The following is a 20,994-nucleotide window of genomic DNA, read 5'->3' as shown; positions in this document are numbered from 1 at the left end:
CGGGCGAACCGTTATTGTCGGCGCGTGCCGCACCAGCAGAGAGGTCCCGAGATCCTGCCCGGCACGCGCGAGTACGACTGGCTCGCGAGCGTCGTGGCAGCCGTCGAACGCCGTACCGGCCGGCCCTCGTCCTGGAACCGTCAGCTGTACGAGGAGCTCGGCCAGGTCAGCGGCTCCGGCCAGATCGGCGGCCACATGACGATCAGCCGGAAGAACGTCCTCGAACCGGTGCTGCGCGCGTACGACGCGAACCGGCCGACGGACCTCGAGACCACCGGCGGCGCGCGGATCGGCGTACTGGTGGTCGTGCACGAGACCGACCATCACCAGCACGAGCCCGGCGACGAGAACGCGCCGGACGCGGTTCGCTACTCCTCAGCGGCCGGCCAGGCGCTGACCGAGGGACTCGCGGACAGCAACCGGGACCGGATCGTCGACCTGGTCATCCAGGACATCGGGATGGACAAAGCCGTCCCCAGGATCCACGACATGACGGCGACGCTGGGGTACGCCGGGTATCAGACGGCCGTCGAGGGGGTGCTCGACGGACTGCACACGGTCAGCGGACGACCGCGGGAGGAGGTCCTGGCCGCAGTCGACGGGACGCCGTTCGCGCAGCGGTACAACGCGATGGCCGACGTACTGATCGACTCGCGGCTGAACGGGGTGATGCCGCCGCAGCACCGCTCTCAGATCCGCCTCCGGCTGACGCGGCCGTTGCAGGAGGAACTCGGGGCGATCACGGAGCACTACACCGCGATGCAGGAGACCCCACGGGAGCTCGCCGAGCGCGGCCGGGAGGCTGGTAGCCGGGCGATCGAGCGGGTGGAGGCGGAGCTGAGGACGGTCGAGGAGCATTACCACGAGGCCGGGGAGCAGCCGTCCCGGCTCCCGATGACGGCGCGGGAGCGGGCGCAGGTGCAGGAGATCGAGACGTACTACGGCCGCCCACCGCTCGAACTGGAGCCGGACCGGCTACGCCAGTTCCTCAACTCCACCGCACGGCCGTCTGCGGTGCGCGTCGCGGCCGATAGCGCAGCTATGTCGGCGGGCGCAGAGCTTTCAGCAGCGGGTCGGAGGCCATCAGCCGAAGCAGCTACCGGCGGCAACACGGCAGGCGTAGCCGGCGGCCCGCCCGCAGGCAGTGCAGCCGCAGGCGGTACCAGCGCAGGCAGTGCAGGCGCAGGTGGTGCGAGCGCGGGCGCCGGTTCAGGTGCTGGAGGCGCGGCGGCAGGCGGAGGTGCGGCTGGCCGAGCTGCCGCGGAAATGGGTACGGGTTCAGGGGCGATGGCAGCTGCGAGGGCAGCCGCTGCAGGAGCTGCGGCCGCACGCGCGAGTTCGCTGGCCGGGGACGGGGCGGCGGCTGGCGGGTCGGCAACGGGTGGTGCGAGCGCAGGCGGCGCGGCGGCCGGCGAAGGCGGCGCGGCGCCAGCAGTAGGTGGTGCGAGTACGGGCGGGGCGGCTGGCGGAGGTCGTGCCGGACCAGCAGCAAGTGGTACGAGAGCAGGCGGTGCGGCGGCTGGTGGAGGTCGTGCCGGGCAGGCCGCCGGCGGTGCGAGTGGAGGCGGCGCGGCGCCAGTAGTAGGTGGTGCTAATGCGGGCGGGGCGGCAGCTGGCGAGTCGGCAACTGGCGGGGGTGGTGCGGTGTCTGGTGCGGCTGTGGGTGCTGGTTCGGATCAGGTTGATGCCGCGACGGGAGCCGTACGAGCTGCTGCCGCGGGGGATGGTCGCCGGGGCGCGGCGGGTGCGCGGGAGGGGTGGCGTGGTGATTCGGGGGTTGGGGTGGTGGATGGGGGTTCGGCGGCCCTGGGGAGTCCTTATGATCTAGGCGGACCTGAGGTGAGGATAGGTGCGGATGGACGGGCAGGAACCGGACGAGCCCCAGGGGCGGGCGAAGCCGCCTACCGAGGAAGAGGTGGCCCGGCTCCGGCGGTTTGTCGGGACGGCGACCGACGCCGGGAGTCCCGGCGTGTACAAGAGCACCGGTGAGCGGCCCGATAACGTACGCCCGCTGGCCGCCCGTCGCGAACGCCCTACCCGCGAGGTCGACTGACGGGCGCGTCTACCAGTCCTTCAGGGCGTTCAGGTAGGTGCTGCCGGTGGGGCGGACTGTGCCGAGCATGAAGAGTTTGAGCGGGGCGGCGTACAGGCCGTAGGTGCGGGTTCCGGTGAAGAAGCCGGGTGACGTGCAGCCGTCGTACTGCACCCAGATCTCGCGTACGCCGTCTGCGGTGTCGAAGCGCAACACGATCTCCTCGGCCGGTTTTGTGGCCTGTGGGGCGCACTTGAGGGCCGGGAGTGCCGGGTTGCGCTCCGGGAGCGGCTTGATCGCGTTGACGACCTGCTGGGCCACGGACGCGTCAAACGACTGCTGGCCGAGGACCGAACCGTCGGTCAGGCTGTAACGGCACGCTTTCAGGCCTGTCACCGGCGTGCTGAGGTCGAGACCCGTACCTGCGTTCGGGCCGATTGCAGGCCTGCTAGGGCAGACGCTTTCGGCGCGCGGGCCGACGATCCCGTTGTTGTTCTTCGCCGTACCGGCCGCAGGCGCCGGGCCGCCGTCGCTGTTGCTGGAAGCGACCTGGGAGTCGTTTCCAGCGACTCCCCACACGCCCCCGGCGACAGCAGCAACCAGTACGGCGCCAGCGGCGGCAGACCACGCCTGCCGACGCCTGTGCACCCGGCGGCGAGCCTCACGCGCCAGGCCGCTCTTCTGCAGGCCGGGCAGGTCAGAATGGTCCTGGAACGCCGACGTGATCTTGGGGCCGAGCTCCTGCTCAGGGTCGTGCTCAGGCATCCTCGGCTCCTTCCGTGCGCTCTTGGTGGCTCAGGGTGGTCTTCAAAGCAGCCAGGGCTCGGTGTACGTGCGACCGTGCCGTCGCTTCCGCGCAGTGCAGCAGCTGGGCAATCTCGGCGTACGACAGCTCCTCGTAGAACCGCAGTACGACGGCAGCGCGCTGTTTGTCCGGCAAGGTCGCGCACAGGTCCCAGATGGCGTCTGCCTCGGCACGTTGCGCCGTACCGTCCGGTACTGCGCGGGCCGTGCGCACCGGGTCGTCGACCGGCGCCTCCCGCCGCCGGAACCGCCGCCACCAGGAGATGTGCGCGTTCACGACCATCCGCTTCACGTACGCCTCGGGGTCGTCCGCGCGGCTCACCCGCCCCCAGCGGGCGCAGGCGGTTGTCAGTGCGTCCTGTACGGCGTCCTCGGCCAGGTTGGCGTCTCCGGTCAGCACATAGGCGAACCGCAGCAAGGCGTCGGCCTTCTCGGTGACCCACGCCTCGAAGTCGACGGGTTCCACCCGCACCTCCGCTGCCGCCAAGGCTGCCTCCATGTCCTCAGGACGGTGATGGACCCGCGTTCGTTGCACGCAGGACCCGGAAACCCTTGGCGCTGGCGACACGGGTGCAGGGATAGCCCTGCTCGGTCATCCAGCGCTGCAGGGAGTCGCCGCCCAGGTTCTTACCGACGACGAACCATCCCACGCCTCCGGGGGCGAGGCGGCCGAGCCAGCGCAGCAGCATCGCGTGCAGCTCGGTCTTGCCGATGTGGATCGCGGGGTTGGACCAGATCTGGTCGAACCGCACGTCCTCGGGTACGTCGTCCGGCAACGCGACCCGCACCCGGTCCCCGACGCCGGCAGCCTTCGCGTTCAACTGCGCGAGCTCGAGCGCGCGGTTGTTCACGTCGACGGCCCACACGGTCGCGTCCGGCGCCTCCACTGCCAACGCGCAAGCGATCGGCCCGTACCCGCACCCGAGGTCCAGGAACGTCCCCGTCCCGGCCGGCGGCTCCGCCGAGCGCAACAGGACCGACGTACCGATGTCCAAGCGGTCCCGGGAGAACACCCCGGTCGCCGTCGTGAACACGTACGGCTTGTCCCAGACCCGGGCCTCGACGGTACGCCGTACGTCCGCGGACGCGGGCTCCGCCGAAAAGAAGTGGTCACCCACGCTGATGTACCTCTCCTCGTACCTGCCGCGCCTGCAACGCCCGCGCAGCCAGCTCGTCGTCTGCCGGGTACCGCACTTCCTCCAACGTCAGCCCGTGCGCCGGCAGCACCGACACGGCCGAGTCCCGCACCTTCCCGGCCAATACTGCGGCCGGCCACGCCACGTCCCGCCGTCCGTCCCCCACCGGCAGCATGGACCCGACCAACGCACGCACCATCGAGTGGCAGAACGCATCCGCGATCACAGTGCCCTCCAACAGGCCAGGACCGGTCCGCCGCCACGAGAACTCCAGCAGCGCCCGTACGGTGCTCGCACCCTCCCGCTTCTTGCAGAACGCGGCAAAGTCGTGCTCCCCGAGCAGCCGAGTCGCCGCGGCGTTCATTCGGTCCACGTCCATCGGCCGGCCCACCCGCAGTACATGACCTCGGGTCAGCGGATCCCAGCCGGCCGGCTCGTCACACAGCCGGTACACGTACCGGCGGGCCAGGGCCGAGAACCGGGCGTCAAAGCCCTCAGGAGCCGCCGTCACGGCCGTGACAGCCACATCCGCGGGCAGTACGCCGTTCAGCCCTCTCAACAGCCGTACCGGGTCCACAGCGTCGTCCACGTCCACGTGGGTGACCTGCCCGCGCGCGTGGACGCCCGTGTCCGTCCGCCCGGCACACGTGACCGTCAACGGCTCCGGCAGCCGCAGTACGACGCGCAGCGCCTCCTCGAGCGAGCCCTGCACGGTCCGGAGACCTTCCTGACGGGCCCACCCGTGAAAGGCCGCTCCGTCGTACCGAAGATCAATCCGCCAGCGCACACGCCAATCTAACGCAACGAGGCCCCCGCACCGTCCGGTGCGGGGGCCTCGCCAGCAGACTTACAGCAGACTTACTTGTCGTCGGCGTCCGAACCGCCGGCCTTGGCGAAACCAGCCGCCTCGGCGTCCTCGGCGGTCTTGAACCAGACCTCGGCGACGGTCTTGTCGTACCACGGCGACTCGGTCGTGTGGTACTTCATCGAGTCCTCGTTGCCCTTGACCGTGTAGCCCTCCGGCGCGGAGCCGTCGGTGTTCGGGGCGGCGGAGTTCTCGTACTTGCCGGCGACGACGTCCTGGACCTTGGTCTCCTCGACCTTGTCCTCGGCCTTGTCGGCAGCCGGCGCCTCGGTCTTCTTGGCCGGGGCCTTCTTGGCGGCGGTCTTCTTCGCCTTCGGCGAGTCCGACAGCGCCTCGACCAGCTCGATCTTCACCATCGGCGCGTTGTCGCCCTTGCGCGGGCCGAGCTTGGTGATCCGGGTGTAGCCGCCCGGACGGTCGGCGTACCGCTCGCCGATCTCGGTGAAGAGCACGTGCACGACGCTCTTGTCCTTGATCCGCTTCATCACCTGGCGGCGCGAGTTCAGGTCACCGCGCTTGGCCTTGGTGATCATCTGCTCGGCCAGCGGCTGCAGGCGCTTGGCCTTGGCCGCGGTGGTGGTGATCGCGCCGTGCTCGAACAGCGACGTCGCGAGGTTGCTGAGGATCAGCTTCTCGTGCGCCGGGCTGCCGCCCAGGCGGGCACCCTTGGTGGGGGTAGGCATCTCATTACTCCAGGAATCTCAGGCCCGGGGGCCTCATCAAGAGGCCCCGACGGGCCTTCGGTCAGCTCAGTACTGCTCGGTCTCGGCGAAGCTCTCGTCCTCGTCGTCCGCCTCGTTGCCGTAGGCACCGGACGCGGCGCGGAGGTCGAACCCGGGCGGGGAGTCCTTCAGCGACAGGCCCATCTCGGCCAGCTTCAGCTTGACCTCGTCGATGGACTTGGAGCCGAAGTTCCGGATGTCCAGCAGGTCCTGCTCACTGCGCGAGATCAGCTCACCCACGGTGTGGATGCCCTCGCGCTTCAGGCAGTTGTACGACCGGACGGTCAGCTGCAGGTCCTCGACCGGCAGCGCCAGGTCGGCGGCCATCTGCTCGTCCACCGGCGACGGGCCGATGTCGATGCCCTCGGCCTCGACGTTCAGCTCGCGGGCCAGCCCGAACAGCTCGACCAGCGTCTTACCGGCCGACGCGACGGCGTCGCGGGGCAGCATCGACGGCTTGGTCTCGACGTCGACCACCAGGCGGTCGAAGTCGGTGCGCTGCTCGACACGGGTGGCCTCGACCTTGTAGGTGACCTTGAGGACCGGCGAGTAGATCGAGTCGACCGGCATCCGGCCGATCTCGGCGTCCGCGGACTTGTTCTGGACGGCGGACACGTAACCGCGGCCCCGCTCGACGACCAGCTCCATCTCGAGCCGGCCCTTCTCGTTCAGGGTGGCGATCTTCAGGTCCGGGTTGTGCACCTCGACACCGGCCGGCGGCGCGATGTCCGCGGCGGTCACGTCACCGGGGCCCTGCTTGCGCAGGTACATGGTGACCGGCTCGTCGTGCTCGGAGGAGACGACCAGGTCCTTCAGGTTCAGGATCAGCTGGGTGGCGTCTTCCTTGACCCCGGCAACGGTCGAGAACTCGTGCAGGACACCGTCGATCTTGATGCTGGTGACGGCGGCGCCGGGGATCGAGGACAGCAGGGTCCGGCGGATCGAGTTCCCGAGGGTGTAGCCGAAGCCCGGCTCCAGCGGCTCGATGACGAACCGCGAGCGGTACTCGCCGACGACCTCTTCGGTCAGGGTGGGGCGTTGTGCGATCAGCACTTCTGGTTCCTTCTTTCGTCGCGACGACCACTATTTGAGGTCGCGAGTGGTGAAGAACGCACCGGACCGGCCGGCGGTCCGAGGACCACCGGCCGGCAACGGGTCAGTTCTTCGAGTAGAGCTCGACGATCAGGTGCTCGGCGACCTGGGTGTCGATCTGCTGCCGGGTGGGCAGCTGGTGGACGAGGATCCGCAGACGCTCCGGCATCACCTCGAGCCAGGCCGGGACGACGCGCTCGCTGTGCGTCTCCCGGGCGATGATGAACGGCGTCGTCTCGGCCGACTTCGCCTTGACATCGATGATGTCGTGGGCGGAGACGCGGTACGACGGGATGTTCACCTTGACGCCGTTCACGGTGAAGTGACCGTGCACGACGAGCTGACGGGCCTGGCGGCGGGTACGGGCGAGACCGGAGCGGTACACCACGTTGTCCAGCCGGGACTCCAGGATCTGCAGCAGGTTGTCACCGGTCTTACCGGAGCGCCGCGAGGCCTCCTCGTAGTACCGGCGGAACTGCTTCTCGAGAACGCCGTACGAGTAACGCGCCTTCTGCTTCTCGCGCAGCTGGAGCAGGTACTCGCTCTCCTTCGGGCGGCCGCGGCCGTGCATACCCGGCGGGTACGGACGACGCTCGAACGCCTTGTCGCCACCGACGAGGTCGACCCCGAGACGGCGCGACTTCTTGGTCATAGGTCCGGTGTAACGGGCCATGGTTCGCTACCTTCCTCTCTCTGGGTCAGACCCGGCGCCGCTTGGGCGGCCGGCAGCCGTTGTGGGCGACAGGGGTGACGTCCTGGATGGTGCCGACCTCGAGGCCGACCGCACCCAGCGAACGGATCGCGGTCTCACGGCCGGAGCCGGGACCCTTCACGAACACGTCGATCTTGCGCATGCCGTGCTCCATCGCCCGGCGCCCGGCGGCCTCGGCGGCCATCTGCGCGGCGAACGGGGTCGACTTGCGCGAACCCTTGAAGCCGACGGTGCCCGCGGAGGCCCACGAGATGACCGCGCCGGTCGGGTCGGTGATCGTCACGATCGTGTTGTTGAACGTGCTCTTGATGTGCGCGTGGCCGGCGGCCACGTTCTTCTTCTCCTTGCGGCGCACCTTCTTCGCGCCGGCCGCGGTGCGGCTCTTGGGAGGCATAGGTCAGTTGCTCCTGGGGTTGACGGTCATCCGGGTCACTTCTTCTTCTTGCCGGCGATCGCCTTACGACGACCCTTGCGGCTACGGGCGTTGGTCCGCGTGCGCTGACCGCGCACCGGAAGCCCGCTGCGGTGCCGGCGACCCTGGTACGACCCGATCTCGATCTTGCGGCGGATGTCCGCGGTCACCTCGCGACGGAGGTCACCTTCGATCTTGTAGTTGCCTTCGATCCAGTCCCGGAGCTTGACCAGCTCGTCGTCGCCCAGCTCGTGGACGCGCTTGTCCGGGGAGACCCCGGTGTTCTTCAGCGTTTCCTGGGCGCGCGTACGGCCCACACCGAAGATGTACGTGAGAGCGACCTCGATGCGCTTGTCGCGCGGCAGGTCGACTCCTACGAGGCGTGCCATGTGGCGGTGTTCCTTTCGTCGGCAGAGGTGTGGTGGCGCGCTGCGTCCCTGCCCGCCTCGGTGAGATTCACCGGCAGGGCCCTGGCCTCTGTTCCAGGGGCAACGTCCAGAACGGATCCTGGACGAGCATGCGCGCTGTGGTGCGAAAGTGCCGTGTTACTGCGTGAAAGGCTTGTCAGCCCTGCCGCTGCTTGTGCCGCGGGTTCTCGCAGATCACCATGACCCGGCCGTGCCGGCGGATCACCTTGCACTTGTCGCAGATCTTCTTGACGCTCGGGTTGACCTTCATCGAGCTACTTTCTTCGACAGGTGTTGGTGGTGTTACTTGTACCGATAGACGATCCGACCCCTGGTGAGGTCGTACGGCGACAGCTCCACGACGACCCGGTCCTCGGGGAGGATCCGGATGTAGTGCTGCCTCATCTTGCCGCTGATGTGCGCGAGCACCTTGTGCCCGTTGGACAGCTCAACACGGAACATCGCGTTCGGCAGGGCCTCGACGATGGTGCCCTCGAGTTCGATTACTCCCTCTTTTTTGGGCATGTCCTCGCACTTCTGTAGACGTGACTGGCTATGGCTACAAAGAGCCAAGGAAAAAGTGTACGCCACGCGCTGCAATGATCCCAATTGACCCCTCAGCGGGTAGTCTCCAGCACCGCCATGTGCTCGGCGCCCCAGTCGTCGAGCGGCATCAGTGCCACGTTCAGTGACACTCCGAGCTCGGTGAGTGAGTACTCGACCTTCGGCGGCACCTGGTGGAAGACCTCGCGGTGCACGATGTCCCGCGCCTCCAGCTCGCGCAACTGCTGAATCAGCATCTTCTCGGTGACCCCGGAGATCTCCCGGCGCAGCTCGCCGAACCGCATCGGCCCGTGGTGCAGCGCCCACAGGATCCGCGGTTTCCACTTCCCGCCGATGACGTCGGCCGCCGCGTCCAGGCCACAGGTGTACGGGCGCATACTTACCTTTCCGTCAGTACCTGACTATTTAGTGGGTACTTGTCCATCGTAAACCGCCACCGCCAGGGTGGACCGTATGAAGACACCTGTCACCGTCCTGGGGCTCGGCGCGATGGGAACCGCCCTCGCCCGCGCCTTCCTGGCCGCCGGCCACCCGACCACCGTCTGGAACCGCACCCCCGGCCGCTCCCCCGAACTCGACCAGCTCGGCGCCGCCCGCGCGACCACCGCGGCGGAGGCGATCGCGGCGAGCCCGCTGGTCGTCGTCTGCCTGCTCGTCGACGACACCGTTCGCAGCACGCTCGACGGCGTCGACCTCACCGGTCGCACGATCGTCAACCTCACCAACAGCACCCCGGAACAGGCCCGGGCCACCGCGGAGCGCTGCACCGCCGCGGGTGCGTCGTACGTCGACGGCGGCATCATGGGGGTGCCCGCGATGATCGGCTCGCCCGGGGCGTTCGTGTTCTACAGCGGCGTACCCGAGGCTTTCGAGCAGTACCGCGCGGAGCTTTCCGTGCTCGCGCGTCCGGCGTACGTCGGTGCGGACCCGGGGCTGGCTGCGCTGTACGACATCGCGTTGCTGAGTGCGATGTACGGGATGTTCGGCGGCGCGCAGCATGCGCTCGCGCTGATCACCAGCGCCGGTGTCCCCGCGGGGCCATTCGCGGAGCAGTTCCTGGGGCCTTGGCTGACGGCGATGCTGGGCAGCATTCCGCGGATGGCCGAGGGCGGGTCGGGCGGGTCGAATCTCGCGATGCAGTCGGCTGCTTACGAGAACCTGGTCTCGACAGCGGAGAAGCAGGGGGTTGATCCGCGGCTGCTCGCGCCGATGGGTGAGTTGCTGGGCGAGGCCGTTGCTGCCGGGCATGGGGACGACGGGTTGTCCGCAGTGATCGGGCTGCTCAGGACCGCGTAGCCGCCCACTGTTCGCCGGCGCGCCAGATCTGCTCGGGCATCAGGTCGAGCAGATCGCACGCCGCATCCAGTTGCGCGAGGGCGGTACCGGAGTCGCGGTACGCCGGCAGGATCGCGACGAACCGCCGCCCCTCGCAGCTGAACCCGAACTCCGGGGCGTCCACCAGCGCCTCGACCGCCCGCGGATGCAGCACCGCCAGCGCCTGGTCCTCCCGCCCGTTGAACAGGCGGTACTGCGTGGACGAACCGTCGACGCTGATCGGCAACGGCAGCAGGCTCGCCGCCGCGACCGGGGCCAGCCGCGCCGGCAGTACCTGCAACGGCGGGAGCGGTCGATCCACCTGCAGATCAAGGAAGTCGAAGCCGAGCTCGCGCCGCCGTACCTTGTGCCGGAACTGTCCCGTCCAGAACTCCCGGCCGCGATGCCGGCCCGACGTCACGTCCGAGACCTCCGCGTGCGGGTCCACGTCGAACGGTGGGAACGTCCAACGATCCAGCAGCTCGTCCCCGGACGCGCTGACCCGCCAGCCGAGCTGCGCGGCGACCTCCGCCCAGGCGCGCCGCCGGCGGTTCTCCCCGATCCGCAGACCGAGCGTCAGCCCGACCAGCACCAGGAACCAGACCAGCACGAACCACCCGACCCAGCGCGGCTCCAGCAGCAGCCCGACGACCGCCAGCGGTACGGCGACCACGAACCAGATCACATAGACAACCGCGGCCCCCTGATGCAGCTGCCAAGCCCAGACCGGCCGCAGCCGGGGACCCGTGCCGCGGCGATCAGAGCGTGCCGTCAACGGCGCCTGCCGAGCCCGCCGAGGGCGATGATCGCCCACGGGATCAGCAGCCAGACCGGCCAGAAGTGCGGCCAGTGGCCGCCGTTGCCGAGCCCGATCACGAACCAGATCACGACGTTGATCAGCACGACGCCGGTGAAGCCGCCGATCGCGTTCCCGCGGCGGTGCGGGTGGTCCTCGCGCTTACGCTCCGGGAAGCTGCCCGGCTCCGGCGCCGGCTTGCTGTCCTTGACCACCTCGGGCGTCTGGTACGTCCGCACCGGCGGCAGGTCGCGCACCAGCGGCTCGAGCTCGCCGTACGTCTGCACCGTGTACAACTGGTCGAGCCGCGACGAGAACTCCGGCTGGTCCAGCCGCCCGTCCGCGAACGCATCCCGCAACCGCCCGGCGATCTTGTCGCGGTCGGCTTCGGTGAATCGCTGGTACGGCTGGTACTGAGGCATGCCCCAAGTGTGCCTCAGCCCCGGTCCCCCGCGCGTCCCCCAACGGGTGGACCCCTCAGTCAGCCAGCGGGCCGAAGCTGATGCCGAGTTCCGCGAGCTTGGACTCGCCGCCGTCGAGGGCGGTCAGGACCCAAGGGCCTTGCGGAGTGAGAGTGAACGTGTGCTCGGTGTGTGCGGCGGCCTGGCTGTCGTCGGTCACGACGGTCCAGTCGTCCTCGAGCGTGTGGTTGTCCTGCTTGCCGAGGGTGAGCATCGGCTCGACGGCGAGTGCCATCCCCTCGACCAGCTTCGGGCCGCGGCCGGGCCGGCCGAAGTTCGGCACGTTCGGCGGCTGGTGCATCGCCGAACCGATCCCGTGCCCGACGAAATCCTCGACGATCCCGTACGACGAGTTCGCGCGAACGTGCGCCTCGACCGCCGCCGAGATGTCCGACAGCCGCCCGCCGAGCCGCGCGGCCGCGAACCCGCGCCACATCGACTCCTCGCAGACCCGGGCCAGCTCCAGGAGGTCCTCGGTGACCTCGCCGACCGGCACCGTGATCGCCGCGTCGCCGTGCCAGCCGTCGACGATCGCGCCACAGTCGATCGAGATCAGGTCGCCGTCGGCGAGCACCCGGTCCCCCGGGATGCCGTGCACGATCTCGTCGTTCACCGACGCGCAGATCGACCCGGTGAACCCGTGGTACCCCTTGAACGACGGCGTCGCGCCGGAGGACCGGATGTTGTCCTCGGCGATCGCGTCCAGCTCGCCGGTGGTGATCCCGGCGCGTACTTCCCCGCGGAGCAGCTCCAGCGTGCGGCCGACCACCAGGCCGGCTTTGCGCATCGCCAGAATCTGCTCGCGGGTCTTGATCTCGATACCGCGGTCCCTGAACATCACGTGCTTGCCGTTACTCCGTGACCGACTTGAGCGCCGCCAGGACGCGTTCGCTGACCTCGTCGATCTCGCCGACGCCGTCCACCTCGACCAGGACGCCGCGCTCGCCGTACACCGCGAGCAGCGGCTTGGTCTCGGCGGCGTACACGTCCTGCCGGTGCCGGATGACCTCTTCGGAGTCGTCGGAGCGGCCCTCGGACTCGGCCCGCTTGAGCATCCGGCCGACCAGCACGTCGGTGTCCGCGACCAGCGCGACCACGGCGTCCAGCTTGTGGCCGTGGTCGGCGATGATCTCGTCCAGCGTGCCGACCTGGGCCAACGTCCGCGGGTAGCCGTCGAGCAGGAAGCCCTCGCCGGCGTCGGCCTCGGACAGCCGGTCCCGGACCATCGCGTTCGTGACCTCGTCCGGGACGTAGTCGCCCGCGTCCATGTACCGCTTCGCCTCGACACCCAGCGGCGTCTCGGCCTTCACGTTCGCACGGAAGATGTCGCCGGTGGACACGGCCGGGATATTCAGGCGATCGGCAAGCACCTTTGCCTGCGTACCCTTGCCCGCCCCGGGCGGACCCATCAGCAACATTCTCATCAGCGCAGGAACCCTTCGTAGTTTCGCTGCTGCAGCTGAGACTCGATCTGCTTCACCGTGTCGAGTCCGACGCCGACCATGATCAGGATCGACGTACCACCGAACGGGAAGTTCTGGCTCGCGTTCAGCAGGACGAGAGCCACCAGCGGGATCATCGAGATCGCCGCGAGGTAGATCGCGCCCGGCAGCGTGATGCGGTCCAACACGTACTTCAGGTATTCCTCGGTCGGCCGCCCCGCCCGGATGCCCGGGATGAAGCCGCCGTACTTCTTCATGTTGTCCGCGACTTCCTTCGGGTTGAAGGTGATCGAGACGTAGAAGTACGTGAAGAAGATGATCAGGGCGACATACGTCACCATGTAGATCGGGTGGTCGCCCTTGACCAAGTTGCCCTGGATCCAGTTGGACCAGCTCTTGCCCTGCTGGAACTGACTGACCAGGACGGGGAGATACAGCAGGCTGGAGGCGAAGATGACCGGGATGACGCCGGCCTGGTTCACCTTCAGCGGAATGTAGGTCGACGTACCGCCGAACATCTTCCGGCCGACCATCCGCTTGGCGTACTGCACCGGGATCCGGCGCTGCGCCTGCTCGATGAAGATGACCGCGGCCATGATGACCAGACCGATCGCGATCACCACGACGAAGGTGGTGACGCCCTTCTGCTTGCGGATGCTCCACAGCTGGGTGGGGAACGTGGCGACGATCTGGGTGAAGATCAGGATCGACATACCGTTACCGACACCACGGTCGGTGATCAGCTCACCCAGCCACATGATCACGCCGGTACCGGCGGTCATGGTCAGCACCATGACGGTGATCGTGAACCAGTCGTCCTTGTAGAGCAGCGGCTCGGTGCAGCCCTGGAACAGCCGGCCGGGGGTCCGGGCCAGCGCCACGAACGCGGTCGACTGCAGGATCGCCAGCCCCACGGTCAGGAACCGGGTGTACTGCGTGATCTTGGCCTGCCCCGCCTGGCCTTCCTTCTTCAGCGACTCCAGCCGCGGGATCACCACGGTGAGCAGCTGCAGGATGATGCTGGCGGTGATGTACGGCATGATGCCGAGCGCGAAGATCGCGAGCTGCAGCAGTGCCCCACCGGAGAACAGGTTGATCAGGTTGTACAGGTTGGCGTTCTGGCCGCCCTGGGAGATCTTGATACAAGTGTGCAGCGACTGAACGTTCACCCCCGGAGCCGGCACCACGGAGCCGATCCGGAAGATCACGACGATGAAGAGCACGAACAAGATCTTCCGGCGCAGGTCCGGCGTCTTGAACGCGTTGGCGAAGGCGCTTAACACCTTGTCCTCCCACAAGTTTCCCTGGCCGCGGGCACGGCAGGGGCCTAGCTAAGCCTCTGGGCAAGAGACGAGCCAGGGCCCGTCCGACCGGCGCAGGATATCAAGCACCGGTCGTTACGAGCCCTGGACCTCGTGTCACACCTCGGTCGTGGTTCCCCCGGCCGCCTGGATCTTGTCCGTGGCGGACTTCGAGAACTTGTGCGCCGAGACCTGCAGTGCCACGGTCAGTTCGCCGTCACCCAGCACCTTCACCGGCTGACCACGACGGACCGCGCCCTTGGCGACCAGTTCGGCAACGCCGACCTCGCCACCCTCGGGGAACAGTTGTCCGAGCTTGTCCAGGTTAACGACCTGGAACTCCACTCGGTTCCTGCTCTTGAAGCCCTTCAGCTTCGGGAGCCGCATGTGCAGCGGCATCTGGCCACCCTCGAACCACTCGGGGATGTTGTTACGCGCCTTGCTGCCCTTGGTACCGCGGCCGGCGGTCTTGCCCTTGCTGCCCTCACCACGACCCACGCGGGTCTTGGCGGTCTTGGCACCGGGCGCCGGACGCAGGTGGTGAACCTTGAGCGCCATGTCAGTCGACCTCCTCGACGGTGATGAGGTGGCGAACCGCACGAACCATGCCCCGGACCTCGGGCTTGTCCTCGTGGACCGCGCTGTCGCCGATCCGCTTGACGCCCAGGGTGCGCAACGTGTCGCGCTGGTTCTGCTTGCCACCGATGCCCGAACGGACCTGGGTCACCTTCAGGCGTGCCATCAGGAAGCCACCTCCGCCCGCGCCTTCAGCAGCGCTGCCGGAGCGACGTCCTCGACCGGCAGGCCACGGCGCGCGGCCACGGCCTCCGGGGTCTCCAGGCTGCGCAGCGCCTCAACGGTGGCGTGCACCACGTTGATGGAGTTGGACGAGCCCAGCGACTTGCTGAGGATGTCGTGGATCCCGGCGCACTCCAGTACGGCGCGCGCCGAGCCGCCCGCGATCACACCGGTACCGGGAGCGGCCGGACGCAGCATGACAACGCCTGCGGCCTTCTCGCCCTGGACCGGGTGCGGGATGGTGCCCTGGATCCGCGGCACCTTGAAGAACGCCTTCTTGGCCTCCTCGACACCCTTGGCGATCGCCGCGGGCACCTCCTTGGCCTTGCCGTAACCCACACCGACGGTGCCTTCACCGTCACCGACGACCACAAGGGCGGTGAAGCTGAAGCGCCGACCACCCTTCACGACCTTGGCGACCCGGTTGATGGCTACCACGCGCTCGATGTAGGCGGTCTTGTCCGCCTGCTGACCACGACCCCCGTCGCGGCCACGGCGCTCACCACCGGCGCCGCCTCCGCGACGCTGCTGGCCTCCGCTCATTTCGAACTACCTTCCTTTGTGTACGCCATGTCAGAACCCGAGCCCGCCCTCGCGGGCGGCGTCGGCCAGGGCCGCGATCCGGCCGTGGTACTTGTTCCCGGCCCGGTCGAAGACGACCGAGTCGATGCCGGCCGCCTTGGCCCGGTCGGCGATCAGGCCGCCGACGGTCTTGGCCTTGTCGGTCTTGTTGTCCGCCGCGCCGCGCAGGTCGGCCTCCATGGTGGAGGCGGACACCAGCGTCGTACCGGCCACGTCGTCGATCACCTGAACGAACAGGTGCCGCGCCGACTTGGTGACCACCAGGCGCGGCCGGTCGGCCGTGCCGTTGATCTTCTTCCGGACCCGAATCTGGCGCCGCACACGCGAGGCCGTCTTCTTGGCGGAGTGCTTGTTGTGCCGCAGTCCGATCGCCATGGTTACTTACCAGCCTTTCCGACCTTGCGGCGCACCTGCTCGCCCGCGTACCGCACACCCTTGCCCTTGTACGGCTCGGGCTTGCGGAGCTTGCGGATGTTGGCGGCGACCTCGCCGACCGACTGCTTGTCGATACCGATCACCGAGAACCGGGTCGGCGCCTCGACGTTGAACGTGATGCCTTCCGGCGCGTCCACCGTGATGGTGTGGCTGTAGCCGAGCGAGAACTCCAGCTGGGTCGGGCCCTTGGCGATCACCCGGTAACCGACACCGACGATCTCGAGCTTCTTCTCGTAGCCCTCCGTCACCCCGGTGACCAGGTTGGCGATCAGGGTGCGGGACAGCCCGTGCAGTTCCTTGCTCTTGCGCAGGTCGTCGGGACGCGTGACGGCGATCGAGCCGCCCTCTTCCCGGTTGACCGCGATCGGCTCAGCGACGACGTGCGACAGCTGACCCTTCGGACCCTTCACAGTGACCGTCTGGCCGTCGATCGTGACGTCGACGCCGGACGGGACCGTGACCGGGAGCTTACCGATGCGAGACATTTCAGTGGTCCTCCTTCCGGTACTTCGTCACCAGACGTAGGCGAGGACTTCCCCGCCGACGCCCTTGTTCTTGGCCTGACGGTCGGTCAGCAGTCCCTGGGACGTCGAGATGATCGCGACGCCCAGGCCACCGAGGACCTTGGGCAGGTTGGTCGACTTCGCGTAGACCCGGAGGCCCGGCTTCGAGATCCGGCGAACACCCGCGATGGAGCGCTCCCGGCTCGGGCCGAACTTCAGGTCCACGGTCAAGGTCTTGCCGACAGCGCCCTCCTTGGGCTCCTCGACCTTGTAGGAGGCGATGTAGCCCTCCTGCTGAAGGATGTCGGCGATGCCCTGCTTGATCTTGCTGTACGGCATCGTGGTCGACTCGTGGTACGCCTGGTTGGCGTTCCGCAGACGCGTCAACATGTCTGCGATCGGGTCGGTCATCGTCATGGCCTGGGGCCTCTTTCCCGCCGTGGTTTCGCCGTTCGGCGACCTACGGTGACTAGATGGTGGTGAATGGGGAGAAGTTCGGGGGTGGAGACGGTCACCAGCTGGACTTGGTGACACCGGGCAGCTCGCCCCGGTGCGCCATTTCCCGCAGGCAGATCCGGCAGAGGCCGAACTTGCGGAAGACCGCCTTCGGCCGGCCGCAGCGCTGGCAGCGCGTGTAGCCACGCACCGCGAACTTCGGCTTCCGGGCCTGCTTGACCTTGAGTGCTGTCTTCGCCACGTCAGTTCTCCTTGAACGGGAAGCCGAGCGCCCGCAGCAGGGCCCGACCCTCGTCGTCGTTCTTCGCGGTGGTCACCACGGTGATGTCCATGCCCCGGACCCGGTCGATCCGGTCCTGGTTGATCTCGTGGAACATCACCTGCTCGGTCAGACCGAAGGTGTAGTTCCCGGTGCCGTCGAACTGCTTGGCGGACAGACCGCGGAAGTCGCGGATCCGGGGCAGCGCGAGCGCCAGCAGCCGGTCCAGGAACTCCCACATCCGGTCGCCGCGCAGCGTCACGTGGGCGCCGATCGGCATCCCCTCACGCAGCTTGAACTGCGCGATCGACTTGCGGGCCTTGGTGACCTGCGCCTTCTGACCGGTGATCGCGGCCAGGTCCTTCACCGCGCCCTCGATCAGCTTCGCGTCCCGCGCCGCCTCGCCGACGCCCATGTTCACCACGATCTTGGTGAGCCCGGGCACCTGCATGACGTTGGCGTACTGGAACTCGTCCTGCAGCTTGCCGACGATCTCCTCGCGGTACTTCGTCTTCAGCCGCGGCTGGGTCTTGCTCTCGCTTACTGCGGTGGTCATCAGATCTCCTCGCCGGTCTTGCGGGCGATCCGGACGCTCCGGTAACCGGTGTACGTCGAACCGTCCGGACGGCGCTTCTGCACCTCGACGCGGTTGTAGCCGACGCGGGTGGTCACCTTCTGCTTCTTGCCGTCCTTCTCGACCTCGACCAGAAGCGCCACGTTCGAGACGTGGATCGGGGCTTCCTGGGTGACGATGCCACCGGTGGTGCCGCCGCGCTGGGCCTGCTGCACCTTGGTGTGCTTCTTCACCCGGTTGACGCCCTCGACGATGACCTTCTCGTCGTTCGGGAAGACCTGGATGATCTTGCCCTCGAGGCCCTTCGAGCGACCCGAGATCACGCGGACCTGGTCACCCTTCTTCACGTGCAGCTTCTTCTGCTGAGCCATCTCAGAGCACCTCCGGTGCGAGCGAGATGATCTTCATGAAGCGCTTCTCACGCAGTTCCCGGCCGACCGGGCCGAAGATACGGGTACCGCGCGGCTCGCCGTCGGCCTTCAGGATCACCGCGGCGTTCTCGTCGAAGCGGATGTAGGAGCCGTCCGGACGCCGGCGCTCCTTCACGGTCCGCACGACGACCGCCTTGACGACGTCACCCTTCTTCACACCACCGCCGGGGATCGCGTCCTTGACGGTGGCGACGATCGTGTCACCGACACCGGCGTAGCGCCGACCGGAGCCACCGAGAACGCGGATGCAAAGGATCTCCTTCGCGCCCGTGTTGTCGGCGACCTTCAGTCGCGACTCCTGCTGGATCATCTGTTGATCTCCTGGTTGTCTCGCTGGTTCTCAGCTTCGCCGAGCCTTGCGGAACGAATAAATTTCGGTTGGTTGCCAGCCGCGGACGGCTGGGAACTACTTGGCCTTCTCGAGGATCTCGACGACGCGCCAGCGCTTGGTCGCCGACAGCGGCCGGGTCTCCATCAGGAGGACGCGGTCGCCGATGCCGGCGGCGTTCTGCTCGTCGTGCGCCTTGAGCTTGCTGGTGCGCCGGATGACCTTGCCGTACAGGTGGTGCTTCACCCGGTCCTCGACCTCAACCACGACGGTCTTGTCCATCTTGTCGCTCAGCACCAGACCCTCACGGGTCTTCCGGCGGCCTCGCGCCTCGGCGGTCGTGCTCACGGTCTCGTCCTTCACGTTCTCGGTCATGCGTTGGCCTTCTCACTGTCGTCCGCAGTGTCCTCAGCCGCGGCCTCCTCGGCCGGGGCGTCGACCTCTTCGGTGATGCCGAGCGCACGCTCGGACAGCACCGTGTAGATGCGGGCGATGTCCTTGCGGACGGCGCGCAGCCGGCCGTGGGACTCCAGCTGGCCCGTGGCAGCCTGGAACCGGAGGTTGAACAGCTCCTCCTTGGCTTCACCGAGCTTGCTCATCAGCTCGTCCCGGCCGAGGTTCCGCAGCTCAGCGGCGGTCAGGGTAGCCATCAGTTCTCACCTGCCTCTCGGGAGATGAAGCGGCACTTCATCGGCAACTTGTGGATTGCCCGGCGCATCGCCTCACGGGCGATGTCCTCCGGAACACCGGACAGCTCGAACAGCACGCGACCGGCCTTCACGTTGGCGATCCACCACTCCGGCGAACCCTTACCGGAACCCATCCGGGTCTCGGCCGGCTTCTTGGTCAGCGGGCGGTCCGGGTAGATGTTGATCCACACCTTGCCGCCACGCTTGATGTGCCGGGTCATCGCGATACGCGCGGCCTCGATCTGCCGGTTGGTGACGTAGTGGTTCTCCAGCGCCTGGATGCCGAACTCACCGAACGCCAGCGTCGTACCGCCCTTGGCGGCGCCGGAGCGCCCCGGGTGATGCTGCTTGCGGTGCTTGACCTTGCGAGGGATGAGCATGGTTCAGCTCTCCGTTCCGGTCGTCTCGGCGGCCTTGTCGGCCACCGGCGCGTTCGCCTCGGCAGCCGGAGCCGCGTTGTCGTTGCGCTGGTCCCGACGGTTGTCGCCGCCGCGGCCGCCACGGTCGCCACGACCACCACGGTCGCCACCACGGCCACCGCGGTCGTCCCGGCGGGCCGGCCGACGCTGCTGGGTGGCGGCACGGGCCGCGGCCTGAGCCTCGCGCTCGGCCCGGGAGCCGGCCACGTCACCCTTGTAGATCCAGACCTTCACGCCGATCCGGCCGAAGGTCGTCCGGGCCTCGTAGAAGCCGTAGTCGATGTCGGCCCGCAGCGTGTGCAGCGGGACGCGGCCCTCGCGGTAGAACTCCGACCGCGACATTTCCGCGCCGCCGAGCCGGCCGGAGCACTGGATCCGGATGCCCAGGGCGCCGCCACGCATGGTGGTCTGCATCGCCTTGCGCATCGCGCGGCGGAACGCCACGCGGCCGGACAGCTGCTCGGCCACGCCCTGCGCGACCAGCTGGGCGTCGACCTCGGAGTTCTTGACCTCGAGGATGTTCAGCTGCACCTGCTTGCCGGTGAGCTCCTCCAGCGAACCGCGGATGCGGTCCGCCTCGGCGCCACGGCGGCCGATCACGATGCCCGGACGGGCGGTGTGGATGTCGACCCGGACCCGGTCACGGGTGCGCTCGATCTCCACGCGGGAGATGCCGGCGCGCTCCATGCCCTTGCTCAGCAGGCGACGGATCTTGACGTCCTCGCCCACGTAGTCCTTGTACAGCTTGTCGGCGTACCAACGGCTCTTGTGGTCGGTGCTGATGCCGAGACGGAACCCGTGCGGGTTTACCTTCTGTCCCACGTCAGGACTCCTTCTTCTCAGCGGTGGCCTTCTTGGCGGCCTTCTTCGCGGGCGCCTTCTTGGCCGGCTTGTCGGCGGCCTCGTCGGCGGGCTTCGCGTCGGCGGCCTTCTTGGTGGCCTTCTTCGCCGGAGCCTTCTTGGCCGTCTCCGCGGTGTCCGCGGTCTTCTTGGCGGCGGTCTTCTTGGCCGGCGCCTTCTCGACGGGCTCGTCGGTCTCCCGCGGGCCGACGACCACGGTGATGTGGCTCGTCCGCTTGTCGATCCGGGTCGCCCGGCCCTGTGCACGCGGGCGGTGACGCTTCAGCGTCGGACCCTCGTCCACGTAGGCCTTGACCACGATCAGGTCGGCCCGGCTCAGGTGTTCGGTGCCCTCGGCGTTCGCCGCGGCGCTGTCGACGACCTTGTACACGGTCGCGGCAGCGGCCTGCGGGGCGAACTTCAGAGTGGCGAGTGCGTCGTCGACGCCCAGACCGCGCACCAGGTCGACCACGCGGCGCGCCTTCATCGGCGTCACGCGGACGAAGCGCGCGACCGCGAAGGCCCCGGGCTGCTCGCCCAGCAGGCTCTCGCGACGGGCGCTGATCGCCCTACGCTCTTGAACGCTCATGATGTTCGAATCTCTCCGTAGATTGCTTTCG

General features: G+C 68.1%; 33 protein-coding genes and 1 pseudogene. 2 read left to right on the top strand and 32 right to left on the bottom strand.

Annotated elements, in window-relative coordinates:
* Positions 1-24 precede the first annotated feature (24 nt).
* Complete coding sequence (locus ACXJJ3_RS28180) at positions 25-1,989, top strand: hypothetical protein (RefSeq protein ID WP_458164847.1); 1,965 nt, start codon at positions 25-27, stop codon at positions 1,987-1,989.
* Between the two features lie 73 nt (positions 1,990-2,062).
* On the opposite strand, the gene ACXJJ3_RS28175 is transcribed toward ACXJJ3_RS28180, so the two are convergent.
* From ACXJJ3_RS28175 to ACXJJ3_RS28120, 12 genes are all read right to left on the bottom strand, one after another.
* Positions 2,063-2,797 carry a hypothetical protein gene (locus ACXJJ3_RS28175; RefSeq protein WP_458164846.1) on the bottom strand — a complete coding sequence of 245 codons (735 nt, stop codon included), beginning with the start codon at positions 2,795-2,797 and terminating at the stop codon, positions 2,063-2,065.
* Positions 2,790-3,335, bottom strand: coding sequence for a SigE family RNA polymerase sigma factor (locus ACXJJ3_RS28170; protein WP_458164845.1), 546 nt, complete (start codon positions 3,333-3,335; stop codon positions 2,790-2,792). Before ACXJJ3_RS28170 ends, ACXJJ3_RS28175 begins: the two co-directional genes overlap by 8 nt.
* A 4-nt stretch (positions 3,336-3,339) precedes the next feature.
* Positions 3,340-3,954, bottom strand: coding sequence for a class I SAM-dependent methyltransferase (locus ACXJJ3_RS28165; protein WP_458164844.1), 615 nt, complete (start codon positions 3,952-3,954; stop codon positions 3,340-3,342).
* Positions 3,947-4,759 carry a tRNA pseudouridine(38-40) synthase TruA gene (gene truA, locus ACXJJ3_RS28160; RefSeq protein ID WP_458164843.1) on the bottom strand — a complete coding sequence of 271 codons (813 nt, stop codon included), beginning with the start codon at positions 4,757-4,759 and terminating at the stop codon, positions 3,947-3,949. The genes ACXJJ3_RS28165 and truA overlap by 8 nt, the downstream gene beginning before the upstream one ends.
* A 71-nt stretch (positions 4,760-4,830) precedes the next feature.
* On the bottom strand, positions 4,831-5,520 hold the full coding sequence (gene rplQ / locus ACXJJ3_RS28155; RefSeq protein WP_458164842.1) for a 50S ribosomal protein L17, sunset domain variant: 690 nt from the start codon (positions 5,518-5,520) through the stop codon (positions 4,831-4,833).
* 66 nt (positions 5,521-5,586) lie between these two features.
* Positions 5,587-6,612 (bottom strand): DNA-directed RNA polymerase subunit alpha, encoded by a 1,026-nt coding sequence (locus ACXJJ3_RS28150; RefSeq protein WP_184840622.1) that lies wholly within the window; start codon positions 6,610-6,612, stop codon positions 5,587-5,589.
* 103 nt (positions 6,613-6,715) lie between these two features.
* Positions 6,716-7,324, bottom strand: coding sequence for a 30S ribosomal protein S4 (rpsD, locus tag ACXJJ3_RS28145; RefSeq protein ID WP_458164841.1), 609 nt, complete (start codon positions 7,322-7,324; stop codon positions 6,716-6,718).
* 25 nt (positions 7,325-7,349) lie between these two features.
* On the bottom strand, positions 7,350-7,757 hold the full coding sequence (rpsK, locus tag ACXJJ3_RS28140; protein WP_131286332.1) for a 30S ribosomal protein S11: 408 nt from the start codon (positions 7,755-7,757) through the stop codon (positions 7,350-7,352).
* Positions 7,758-7,792: 35 nt separating this feature from the next.
* On the bottom strand, positions 7,793-8,164 hold the full coding sequence (gene rpsM, locus ACXJJ3_RS28135; RefSeq protein WP_141854777.1) for a 30S ribosomal protein S13: 372 nt from the start codon (positions 8,162-8,164) through the stop codon (positions 7,793-7,795).
* Between the two features lie 175 nt (positions 8,165-8,339).
* Positions 8,340-8,453, bottom strand: coding sequence for a 50S ribosomal protein L36 (gene rpmJ, locus ACXJJ3_RS28130; RefSeq protein ID WP_008361054.1), 114 nt, complete (start codon positions 8,451-8,453; stop codon positions 8,340-8,342).
* A gap of 32 nt (positions 8,454-8,485) precedes the next feature.
* A complete protein-coding gene (infA, locus tag ACXJJ3_RS28125; protein WP_012923661.1) occupies positions 8,486-8,707 on the bottom strand; it encodes a translation initiation factor IF-1 in 222 nt (73 codons plus the stop codon).
* Positions 8,708-8,799: 92 nt separating this feature from the next.
* Complete coding sequence (locus ACXJJ3_RS28120) at positions 8,800-9,123, bottom strand: winged helix-turn-helix transcriptional regulator (protein WP_458164840.1); 324 nt, start codon at positions 9,121-9,123, stop codon at positions 8,800-8,802.
* A gap of 76 nt (positions 9,124-9,199) precedes the next feature.
* On the opposite strand from ACXJJ3_RS28120, the gene ACXJJ3_RS28115 reads away from it, so the two are divergent.
* Complete coding sequence (locus tag ACXJJ3_RS28115) at positions 9,200-10,042, top strand: NAD(P)-dependent oxidoreductase (RefSeq protein ID WP_458164839.1); 843 nt, start codon at positions 9,200-9,202, stop codon at positions 10,040-10,042.
* Here the strand turns inward: ACXJJ3_RS28115 and ACXJJ3_RS28110 are convergent.
* The 20 genes and pseudogenes from ACXJJ3_RS28110 to rplV form a co-directional block, all read right to left on the bottom strand.
* Positions 10,029-10,745: a hypothetical protein gene (locus tag ACXJJ3_RS28110; RefSeq protein WP_458164838.1), complete on the bottom strand. Its 717-nt coding sequence runs from the start codon at positions 10,743-10,745 to the stop codon at positions 10,029-10,031. The two genes, ACXJJ3_RS28115 and ACXJJ3_RS28110, sit on opposite strands and share 14 nt — an antisense overlap.
* An 86-nt stretch (positions 10,746-10,831) precedes the next feature.
* Positions 10,832-11,278: a DUF1707 SHOCT-like domain-containing protein gene (locus ACXJJ3_RS28105; RefSeq protein WP_458164837.1), complete on the bottom strand. Its 447-nt coding sequence runs from the start codon at positions 11,276-11,278 to the stop codon at positions 10,832-10,834.
* Positions 11,279-11,333: 55 nt separating this feature from the next.
* On the bottom strand, positions 11,334-12,155 hold the full coding sequence (gene map / locus ACXJJ3_RS28100; RefSeq protein WP_458171960.1) for a type I methionyl aminopeptidase: 822 nt from the start codon (positions 12,153-12,155) through the stop codon (positions 11,334-11,336).
* A gap of 13 nt (positions 12,156-12,168) precedes the next feature.
* A complete protein-coding gene (locus tag ACXJJ3_RS28095; protein WP_458164836.1) occupies positions 12,169-12,741 on the bottom strand; it encodes an adenylate kinase in 573 nt (190 codons plus the stop codon).
* Positions 12,741-14,042: a preprotein translocase subunit SecY gene (gene secY / locus ACXJJ3_RS28090; protein ID WP_458164835.1), complete on the bottom strand. Its 1,302-nt coding sequence runs from the start codon at positions 14,040-14,042 to the stop codon at positions 12,741-12,743. The genes ACXJJ3_RS28095 and secY overlap by 1 nt, the downstream gene beginning before the upstream one ends.
* Before the next feature lie 135 nt (positions 14,043-14,177).
* Positions 14,178-14,618, bottom strand: a complete 441-nt coding sequence (gene rplO / locus ACXJJ3_RS28085) for a 50S ribosomal protein L15 (RefSeq protein WP_130441472.1) — start codon at positions 14,616-14,618, stop codon at positions 14,178-14,180.
* Position 14,619: 1 nt separating this feature from the next.
* Positions 14,620-14,802: a 50S ribosomal protein L30 gene (gene rpmD / locus ACXJJ3_RS28080; RefSeq protein WP_141854791.1), complete on the bottom strand. Its 183-nt coding sequence runs from the start codon at positions 14,800-14,802 to the stop codon at positions 14,620-14,622.
* On the bottom strand, positions 14,802-15,401 hold the full coding sequence (rpsE, locus tag ACXJJ3_RS28075) for a 30S ribosomal protein S5 (RefSeq protein ID WP_141854793.1): 600 nt from the start codon (positions 15,399-15,401) through the stop codon (positions 14,802-14,804). Before rpsE ends, rpmD begins: the two co-directional genes overlap by 1 nt.
* A gap of 30 nt (positions 15,402-15,431) precedes the next feature.
* Positions 15,432-15,815: a 50S ribosomal protein L18 gene (gene rplR, locus ACXJJ3_RS28070; RefSeq protein ID WP_458164834.1), complete on the bottom strand. Its 384-nt coding sequence runs from the start codon at positions 15,813-15,815 to the stop codon at positions 15,432-15,434.
* Positions 15,816-15,817: 2 nt separating this feature from the next.
* Positions 15,818-16,360 carry a 50S ribosomal protein L6 gene (rplF, locus tag ACXJJ3_RS28065; RefSeq protein WP_458164833.1) on the bottom strand — a complete coding sequence of 181 codons (543 nt, stop codon included), beginning with the start codon at positions 16,358-16,360 and terminating at the stop codon, positions 15,818-15,820.
* Positions 16,361-16,387: 27 nt separating this feature from the next.
* On the bottom strand, positions 16,388-16,795 hold the full coding sequence (gene rpsH / locus ACXJJ3_RS28060; RefSeq protein ID WP_325037747.1) for a 30S ribosomal protein S8: 408 nt from the start codon (positions 16,793-16,795) through the stop codon (positions 16,388-16,390).
* 94 nt (positions 16,796-16,889) lie between these two features.
* Entirely contained in the window at positions 16,890-17,075 is a 186-nt protein-coding gene (locus ACXJJ3_RS28055; RefSeq protein WP_012923674.1) for a type Z 30S ribosomal protein S14, read from the bottom strand.
* A 1-nt stretch (position 17,076) separates the two neighbouring features.
* Positions 17,077-17,649, bottom strand: a complete 573-nt coding sequence (rplE, locus tag ACXJJ3_RS28050; RefSeq protein ID WP_458164832.1) for a 50S ribosomal protein L5 — start codon at positions 17,647-17,649, stop codon at positions 17,077-17,079.
* The gene (rplX, locus tag ACXJJ3_RS28045) at positions 17,649-18,038 is read right to left on the bottom strand and encodes a 50S ribosomal protein L24 (protein WP_458164831.1); all 390 of its coding nucleotides are present in this window, start codon (positions 18,036-18,038) and stop codon (positions 17,649-17,651) included. The genes rplE and rplX overlap by 1 nt, the downstream gene beginning before the upstream one ends.
* 1 nt (position 18,039) lies before the next feature.
* On the bottom strand, positions 18,040-18,408 hold the full coding sequence (gene rplN, locus ACXJJ3_RS28040) for a 50S ribosomal protein L14 (RefSeq protein WP_012923677.1): 369 nt from the start codon (positions 18,406-18,408) through the stop codon (positions 18,040-18,042).
* 96 nt (positions 18,409-18,504) lie between these two features.
* On the bottom strand, positions 18,505-18,801 hold the full coding sequence (rpsQ, locus tag ACXJJ3_RS28035) for a 30S ribosomal protein S17 (protein WP_141854802.1): 297 nt from the start codon (positions 18,799-18,801) through the stop codon (positions 18,505-18,507).
* On the bottom strand, positions 18,798-19,076 hold the full coding sequence (gene rpmC, locus ACXJJ3_RS28030) for a 50S ribosomal protein L29 (RefSeq protein ID WP_458164830.1): 279 nt from the start codon (positions 19,074-19,076) through the stop codon (positions 18,798-18,800). The genes rpsQ and rpmC overlap by 4 nt, the downstream gene beginning before the upstream one ends.
* A complete protein-coding gene (rplP, locus tag ACXJJ3_RS28025; RefSeq protein WP_380197848.1) occupies positions 19,076-19,495 on the bottom strand; it encodes a 50S ribosomal protein L16 in 420 nt (139 codons plus the stop codon). Before rplP ends, rpmC begins: the two co-directional genes overlap by 1 nt.
* Before the next feature lie 3 nt (positions 19,496-19,498).
* Positions 19,499-20,356 (bottom strand): 30S ribosomal protein S3, encoded by an 858-nt coding sequence (gene rpsC / locus ACXJJ3_RS28020; protein WP_458164829.1) that lies wholly within the window; start codon positions 20,354-20,356, stop codon positions 19,499-19,501.
* A gap of 139 nt (positions 20,357-20,495) precedes the next feature.
* A pseudogene (gene rplV / locus ACXJJ3_RS28015) lies at positions 20,496-20,963 on the bottom strand (50S ribosomal protein L22); the annotation flags it as partial.
* Positions 20,964-20,994 lie beyond the last annotated feature (31 nt).

It is taken from the genome of Kribbella sp. WER1, from assembly GCF_054189145.1.
This window is presented reverse-complemented; position numbering and strand designations above follow the sequence as displayed.